This window comes from Empedobacter sp. R750 (genome assembly GCF_030324345.1).
Lineage (GTDB): Bacteria > Bacteroidota > Bacteroidia > Flavobacteriales > Weeksellaceae > Empedobacter > Empedobacter falsenii_C.
Genome location: NZ_JACAGF010000034.1, coordinates 1 through 7,586, shown reverse-complemented (window position 1 = coordinate 7,586; position 7,586 = coordinate 1). Strand labels below are relative to the sequence as shown.

At 31.3% G+C, this 7,586-nt stretch carries 7 protein-coding genes; 2 read left to right on the top strand and 5 right to left on the bottom strand.

The features are described from left to right. Nucleotides 1–37 precede the first annotated feature (37 nt). The 3 genes from HXZ74_RS16890 to HXZ74_RS16880 all read right to left on the bottom strand — a co-directional run bounded on the left by HXZ74_RS16890 (nt 38) and on the right by HXZ74_RS16880 (nt 2,086). Nucleotides 38–235 carry a hypothetical protein gene (locus tag HXZ74_RS16890; RefSeq protein WP_286476490.1) on the bottom strand — a complete coding sequence of 66 codons (198 nt, stop codon included), beginning with the start codon at nt 233–235 and terminating at the stop codon, nt 38–40. Between the two features lie 97 nt (nt 236–332). After that, nucleotides 333–1,550, bottom strand: coding sequence for a site-specific integrase (locus tag HXZ74_RS16885; protein WP_280038298.1), 1,218 nt, complete (start codon nt 1,548–1,550; stop codon nt 333–335). Between the two features lie 218 nt (nt 1,551–1,768). Next, nucleotides 1,769–2,086 carry a hypothetical protein gene (locus tag HXZ74_RS16880; protein ID WP_286476488.1) on the bottom strand — a complete coding sequence of 106 codons (318 nt, stop codon included), beginning with the start codon at nt 2,084–2,086 and terminating at the stop codon, nt 1,769–1,771. 237 nt (nt 2,087–2,323) lie between these two features. Here HXZ74_RS16880 and HXZ74_RS16875 point away from each other — a divergent pair, with 237 nt between their 5' ends. Both HXZ74_RS16875 and HXZ74_RS16870 read left to right on the top strand, forming a co-directional pair. Continuing rightward, a complete protein-coding gene (locus tag HXZ74_RS16875; RefSeq protein WP_286476487.1) occupies nt 2,324–4,015 on the top strand; it encodes a M23 family metallopeptidase in 1,692 nt (563 codons plus the stop codon). Then, the gene (locus tag HXZ74_RS16870) at nt 3,963–6,401 is read left to right on the top strand and encodes a TonB-dependent receptor (protein WP_286476486.1); all 2,439 of its coding nucleotides are present in this window, start codon (nt 3,963–3,965) and stop codon (nt 6,399–6,401) included. The genes HXZ74_RS16875 and HXZ74_RS16870 overlap by 53 nt, the downstream gene beginning before the upstream one ends. A 624-nt stretch (nt 6,402–7,025) precedes the next feature. Here the strand turns inward: HXZ74_RS16870 and HXZ74_RS16865 are convergent. Next, the gene (locus tag HXZ74_RS16865; RefSeq protein ID WP_286476485.1) at nt 7,026–7,166 is read right to left on the bottom strand and encodes a DUF4113 domain-containing protein; all 141 of its coding nucleotides are present in this window, start codon (nt 7,164–7,166) and stop codon (nt 7,026–7,028) included. A gap of 80 nt (nt 7,167–7,246) precedes the next feature. Continuing rightward, nucleotides 7,247–7,504: a DUF4112 domain-containing protein gene (locus HXZ74_RS17205; RefSeq protein WP_353619266.1), complete on the bottom strand. Its 258-nt coding sequence runs from the start codon at nt 7,502–7,504 to the stop codon at nt 7,247–7,249. Nucleotides 7,505–7,586 lie beyond the last annotated feature (82 nt).

The window sequence follows — 7,586 nt, the reverse complement described above, 5'->3', positions numbered from 1 at the left end:
TTCACAGAATTTATGCACTAATTAAAAATCAAAATATTTATAAAAATAACTTGGTTTTGTCATAGAAATCAGAATGAGAAATCTCAAATATTTTGTCAATTAATGCTTGACAATACCCGTCATTTGTAAGAGGTTGAACCTCTATAATATCAAATTCTTCTGACTTTACATTGTGTAAAGCAACTTGTGTAAACTCTTTGAATTGTACAGTTTCTTTTATCAAATACTTCATCATAAATTAAGTTTTAGCATTTAACCTTTTATAGTGTAATTTGATGTAAATTAATATATTACAAAGACAAAATGTGTCGCTGGAGAGATTATTTGCTTTCTTATTTTATATATTGCTCTACTGCTTTATCTAATTCGTCGTTTACGATTTTTGCATAGATTTGAGTTGTTCCAATATCTGAGTGATCTAACAATTTTGAAACGTACTCAATACGCATTCCGTTAGCTAAAGCTTGGGTTGCAAATGTATGTCGGCTTAAATGGAATGATAACGAGAATGGAAATTCTAATTCTTTACCGATTCTACGCAATTTCTGACCACATAAAGTATTTTTGGCAGCTATTACTTTTAGTTGGTATTCGTTGGATTGTTCGAAGAAATTTGCTTCTGAAATGATTGGAAAAATAAAATCATCTGATTCGGAAGTTTCTTTCTTGTATTTGTTTAAAATCTCTAAAGCCGATTGACCTACTTTGAATTGATGTGAACGTTTCGTTTTACGAATGTTTAATCTGATACGTTGTTCGTTTTCATCATAGTTTTTCCATTGTAAGGTAACGACATCACCAAAACGTAATCCACCCGCATAACAACTGAAAATAAACATATCACGGAAATACGTATCTGTTTGACCAGATGAACTCTTGTGATTTTTTAGCTGCTCTATTTGTTCTTTGTTTAAAAACAGTCTTGTACTCTTGTCTTTTTTGATTCTTACACTCGCAAATGGATAAGTATTTAAAGTGATGACTTCTTCACGAATGGCATCTTTAAACATTATCGCCAGAATATTTAAAGCATAATGCATAGTTGTAGAACCATTCTTTAAACGATTGCTCATAAAATTGACATAATCATTTAAAACTGTTACTGTGATATCTTCAAAGTAGATTTCGTTTGTACCTAAAAACTTCTCGAACTTTTGAATATTCATTTTATAAGCTTTATAGGTTTGAGGTGATACATTCCCTCTGATACGTTCACAACGCTCGTAAGCATATTCAAAGAAATTCTTAATATCTTTTCCTTTGATCGCTTCTTTTAATCGCTTAGCGGAGATATTTCCACGCTTTCGCTCGTTATCAGCAACCATTGCTTCTGCATCTGCAATCTTTTGAGATAAGAAAGCATTCATTCTCGTTGAATTGGGATAATTGCGTTTTACTTTTTGTTTGACATCATCCCATTCGTTTTCTTTCAACTTTACTCCAGTTGCTATAAATTTTGTTTTACGATCCTTGATTAACCGGATATACAATGGACTGTGCCCTGTTTTATCTTCTTGGTTGGTGCGAAGTACTAATTTGATTGAAGCCATTGGATTTTGAATTATGGTTTAAAAATCTATTTTTATAAACGAATGCAATCAAGTGAATTTTTTTTGTAACTTGCTGATGCAAACGAATGTAACGTGATTCTAAGGTACAACAATTGGTACAACAAATCAAGGATTTCAATGCGTTAGAGTACTTCAAATTGAAACTTTAACATTCTATAAAACCTTATAAATAGGCAATTTAGAGAAAAATAGTATTGTCATATTATGTTTTCGGATAATTCAACTATATCCGAATCTAATATTTGGTTATTCATTTCGCTGTTCAGCACAAATCCATTCAGAGCAATCGCATTTTCTTCGATTTGAACCGCATCTTTCATCGCATCTTTTACTTTCATTTCGATTAACGCATTCGATTTGAAAACCTTCCCTTCTACTTCTGGATTTGCAGCATTAGAAACCGCAACTTCTTCTTTCGCATCTGCAGCCAATTCTGCATTACTTTCTGAACTCTTGTATTGATTACAACTTGTGATAGAAGCAACTATAAAAAGTGCTAAAATAATTTTTCTCATAATGATGTTTTTTAATGTTTGATTTAAAATTAGTTGCATCATTTTTCAATCATTCACCAAAATCCTTTTCTTTTACTTGTTTATTATTTTACAAATACAAAATACTGATATTCATTTGTTTAATTTTATTTTACAAAGATTTATCCTGAAATAATTTTCAGAAATTCAAAAGATTAAAGATGTTTGTAAAAGATTTAGTTTACTTTTAACTGATTTGTTAATTATTGAAAAGAAAAAATGAAAGTGATTAAGCCAATTTTCCTAAACTTATTACTAAGTTCTGTTGTTTTTGGACAACGAGCAGAACAACCAAAATCCGAAACATATCCAAAAAACATCTTCCAAAATCCTTTAGAAATCACCAATTATTTGGCTGGTAATTTTGGAGAATTACGTGCCAATCATTTCCACGCTGGGCTTGATATCAAAACGCAACAACGCGAAGGTCTGAAAGTAAAAGCGGTTGGAGATGGTTACATTTCTCGCATTAATATTTCGCCAACAGGATATGGAAATGCTCTTTATATCGATCATCCAAATGGATATACTTCTGTTTATGCGCATTTGAGAGAATTTACGCCAGAATTGCAAGAATATGTGCGCAAACAACAATATGCGAATGAAACGTTCAAGATCGAATTACATCCAAAACCAAACGAACTTCCTGTTAAAATGGGCGATTTGATTGCGCTTTCAGGGAATTCTGGAGGTTCTGGAGGTCCACACTTACATTTCGAAATTCGTGACACTAAAACGGAAGAACCAATTAATCCTTTTTACTTCGGTTTTGATTTGCCTGATACTCGAAAACCGTCTATTTTAGGCTTGTATGCTTATCCAATTTATGGTGATGTCAATCAAAAAACCAATCGAGTTGTTGTGGCAAATGGCGGAACTATTTCTGCTTCTGGCGCAATAGGCTTTGGTGTAAAAGCATATGACAAGCTAAATGGAGTTGAAAACAACAATGGTATTCATCAAATAAATATTTATGTAAATGATGATCCGATTTATACGTTTACTTCTAATCGTTTTTCATTTGATGAAGCGCGAGCTATAAATACAGTTTGTGATTATGGCGATATTCAGAAAAATAACAGTTGGGTGTACCAAGGTTTTGTGAAAGATGGAAATCCTGTTAGAATGTATTCTAACTTAAAAAACAATGGAATTTTAGAACTTGAAGATGGAAAATCGTACAAAGTAAAAATTGAAGTTTCTGATTATGCTGGCAATTTATCTTCGCAATCTTTTACTGTTAATGGAAAAGCATTTGTAGATTCTGCGAAACTTCCTGAAACAAATCCAATATTATGGAACAAAGAAAATCATTTCAAATCTGATGGAATCGAAATATTTTTCCCTAAAAATATCTTCTACGAAGATTTTGATTTAGCTTATAAATTCTCGAATGGTAAACATTGGGTGGGCGATTATTATATGCCAATTCATCAATCTTACACCTTAGTAATAGAACCGACTGCTGACATTCCTACAGCACAATTAGACAAAGCTGTTATTGTGCGCGAATATCAAAAAAGAGGCGCTTGGAAAAAAGATTATTTAACAACAGAGCTGAAAAATGGGAAGCTTGTTGCGAATCCAAAAGATTTTGGTGTTTTTTCTATTTTAATTGACAATACTAAACCGACAATTACTCCGTTAAATATCAAATCAGATAGTCAATTTACTCAAGCTAATGCTATTATCAAATTTACAATTGATGATGCACAATCTGGGATAAAAGATTATAAAGCTTATATCGATGGTAAGTGGGTTTTAGCCGAATATGATCAGAAAATTAAACGATTATCGATTAATTTGAACAAAGAACAGATTTCGGTTGGTGACCATCAATTAGAATTAAACGTGAAAGATGAAAAAAACAACACAGCAACGTACTCTACAACATTCAAAAAGATTTCTTAGTACTATAAGTTTATCTCTTTTGGGTGGAATTTTATTTGCTCAAACTGCGCAAATTAATGGTAAAGTTGTCGACGAAAATAGAATTCCAATTAGTGAAGCTGAGATTATTATCAACGATCAATCTTATTTTACGGATCAAAATGGTAATTTCAAAATAGATATTCCATCAAATTCTTCCGTTACCGTAACTTTTAACAACAATGGTTATCATTCGTTTGCACAAACGTTTACGCTAAAAGATAAAAACAAGAAAGAGATTTTTGTTCAATTAGTTCCTGATCAAACCAATGCGATCGAATTAGGTGAAGCAACAATTTCTTTTCAATCTAATAAAAATAAACCTTTGCAAAGTACTGTTTTGAGTGCTGCACAAATGCAACAAGGACCAAGTTTGACTGGCGGAGTTGCCGATTTATTGAAAACATTACCTTTCGTAAATTCGAATACAGAATTGAGTTCGCAATACATGGTTCGCGGAGGAAATTATGACGAAAATTTAATTTACGTTAACGGAATCGAAGTTTACAAACCTCAATTGATTCGTTCTGGCGAGCAAGAAGGTTTAGGCTTTGTAAATCCTGCGATGACACAATTTATCAACTTTTCTGCTGGTGGTTGGGAAGCAAAATATGGCGACAAAATGTCTTCTGTTTTAGATGTTACTTACAAACGTCCAACAAAATTTGAAGGTCAATTAGAAGCTAGTTTAATGGGCGGAAGCTTAACATTAGGCGGAGGTTCTAAAGACAAAAAACTTTCGGCAATTGTTGGAGCGCGTTATCAAAACAGAAATTTAGTATTAAATACCTTAAAAGGTGATACCAATTTCAATCCTGAATATTACGATGTACAAGCCAATATCAATTATAAATTAAATGATAAATGGAATGTTGCATTTTTGGGTACAATGTCGCGTTCGCGCTACGAAATGTTTCCTATAAAACGTGAAACTTATATTAATACAATGGATACTCCGTTGTTGCTAACTGTTTTTTATGACGGAAAAGAAGATGATAAATTTGCGACAGAAACAGGAAGTTTATCGTTTACGTATCAACCAAATTCTAAAGTAGATTTAGGGTTAGATGTTTTTGCTTATCATTCGAAAGAGCGCGAATATTTTGATATTCAAGGTTCTTATTTCATTTCCGAAGTAGACGAAAAAGGCTTTGCAACTTCTACGAATGATGTTGGCTCGCAAATCGATCATGCACGAAATAATTTCGATGCATTAGTTGCCGGAATTCAACACAAAGGAAAATACAAAATCAACGGAAACAATGATATTGAGTGGGGTGCAAAATTTCAACAAGAGGATATTCGCGATTTATTAGGTGAATGGCAAGCAATCGATTCGACAGGATATGTTGTGAATCCAAATCCAGGAAATGGTTTGAATTTAAGTTATTATGTGAACTCTAAAAATAATTTAAAAACCAATCGTATTTCTGGTTATGCGCAATATACGAGCAAATTCATGTGGAATGATGCGAAAGTATTATTCAATGCAGGTGTGCGTGCGGCTTATTGGGATTTTAACGAAGAAACAACCGTTTCGCCTCGTGCTCAAATCGCAATTAAACCTGATTGGGAAAGCGATATGTTGTTTCGTTTTTCGACAGGTATTTATTATCAACCTCCCTTCTATCGCGAAATTCGTCGTTTAGATGGTTCTTTGAATGATAAAGTAAAATCGCAACAATCGATACATTTTATTCTTGGAAACGATTACGAATTCAAATGGATGAATCGTCCGTTCAAATTAACTACTGAGGTTTATTACAAAATTTTAAACGATTTGAATCCGTATTATGTGGACAATGTGAGAATTCGATATACGGCAGATAACAATTCGAAAGGTTATGCGTATGGGCTTGATATGCGTTTATTTGGACAGTTTGTTCCTGGTATAGATTCTTGGTTCTCGGCTTCGTATGCTCGTGCTTACCAAAATATTGATGACAAAGGAAATATTCCATTACCTACAGATCCGCGTTTCAAATTATCTGCATTTTTCCAAGATTACATGGAGTTTTTACCATCTTTCAAAGTGAATGTGAATTTGATTTATGCTTCTGGATTACCAAACGGAGCACCACAATTTGCAGATCCATATAATTATCAAACAACTCTGACAGATTACAAACGTGTAGATATTGGTTTTGTGAAAGAATTAATTAATCAAAAAGAATTGAAACCATCAAAAGGAACATTTTGGAGTAATTTCAAAGAAATTTCGATTGGTGTAGACGTTTTCAATGTGTTTGATATCAAAAATGAAATCAGTAATTCGTGGATTCGTGACGTAAACTCGAATGCAGTTTACACAATGCCAAATTATTTGACAGGACGTTTCTTGAATGGAAAAATTAATTTTAAGTTTTAAGATAAAACATTATTGAATATGAAATTCAAATACAACTTTATAACATTTTCAATATTTTTCTATTCAATAATAGCTTTGACTTATGGTGTTAATTATGAACCATATTTATTAATAAGAGTTATCCTTCCCTTAATTTTTATTTTTCTCTTTTTGTATAAAAATAAATTTACTTGGATTATTTTAATTTTTTTATTAGCTATAAGTATAATAACATATACATTACCCTGTAGATATCCTATTACTAGTTATATATACAGTTATTTATGTGCTTCAAGACCTTTCGAAGTTTATATTTATTTATCAAGATTTATTCCTTTAGAAGTAACTTCATTTTTTTACAAAATGATTTATTTATTATATTTATTTTCAGCTTTAATAATACTAAGTTTAAAAAAATACAGAAATATGTATGGATTTAAATAAAAGAAAAGTTTTCATAATTTCTTAATGTAAAACTCAAATCAAAAAAACTTTATACATTTACCGAAGCACTTCTCGCGACAGAAGTGCTTCTTTTTTATTTAAAATCTGACAAGTAAAAATACCCCAAAAAGTGTCTAACTTTTTGGGGCAAATCCAATTTAAATTGGGAATTATATTTTTTTAAGCCTATTTGAAAACAGATTATTGTTTTACAATACTAAAATTAGATAAACTAAGACCATTTACAGCCGTACCTGAACCGTACTTCTGATTAATTGCGTCAATTACTTCTCGTTGACTTGGTGGTCTTGACGCATTACGAATCAAAATCTCAACTGCCATTCCTTTTGCTAATTTACCGTATGCTTTTACAGATGTTACTTTGTATAAGTGTGTTGAAATTATTAGTTTTCTATTTTGTTTTATAGAATAAGATTCAATAAATATTTTCCTCCTTCTATAAGTTCACTAATAATTTTTGAAACAAATAAAAATGCTAAAATATTTAATCCTATTAATACTAAAATTAAGAATAATGTTAAAAATGCCTTTTTGTTGACTTGATTAATTATTTGTTTATCACCTTCAACGAAACCTACAATTAAACTATAATTTTTATAATTTGCCTTGAATAAAAAGTCAAAAACATCTCCTACAACTGGAAAAAAACCTATGAAAATATCTTTGGATATCCCCCTGAATTTTCCAGTGTAAGTTAAGCTACATTTTTTAAAAATTGTAAATTATTATTAAACTCAAAAA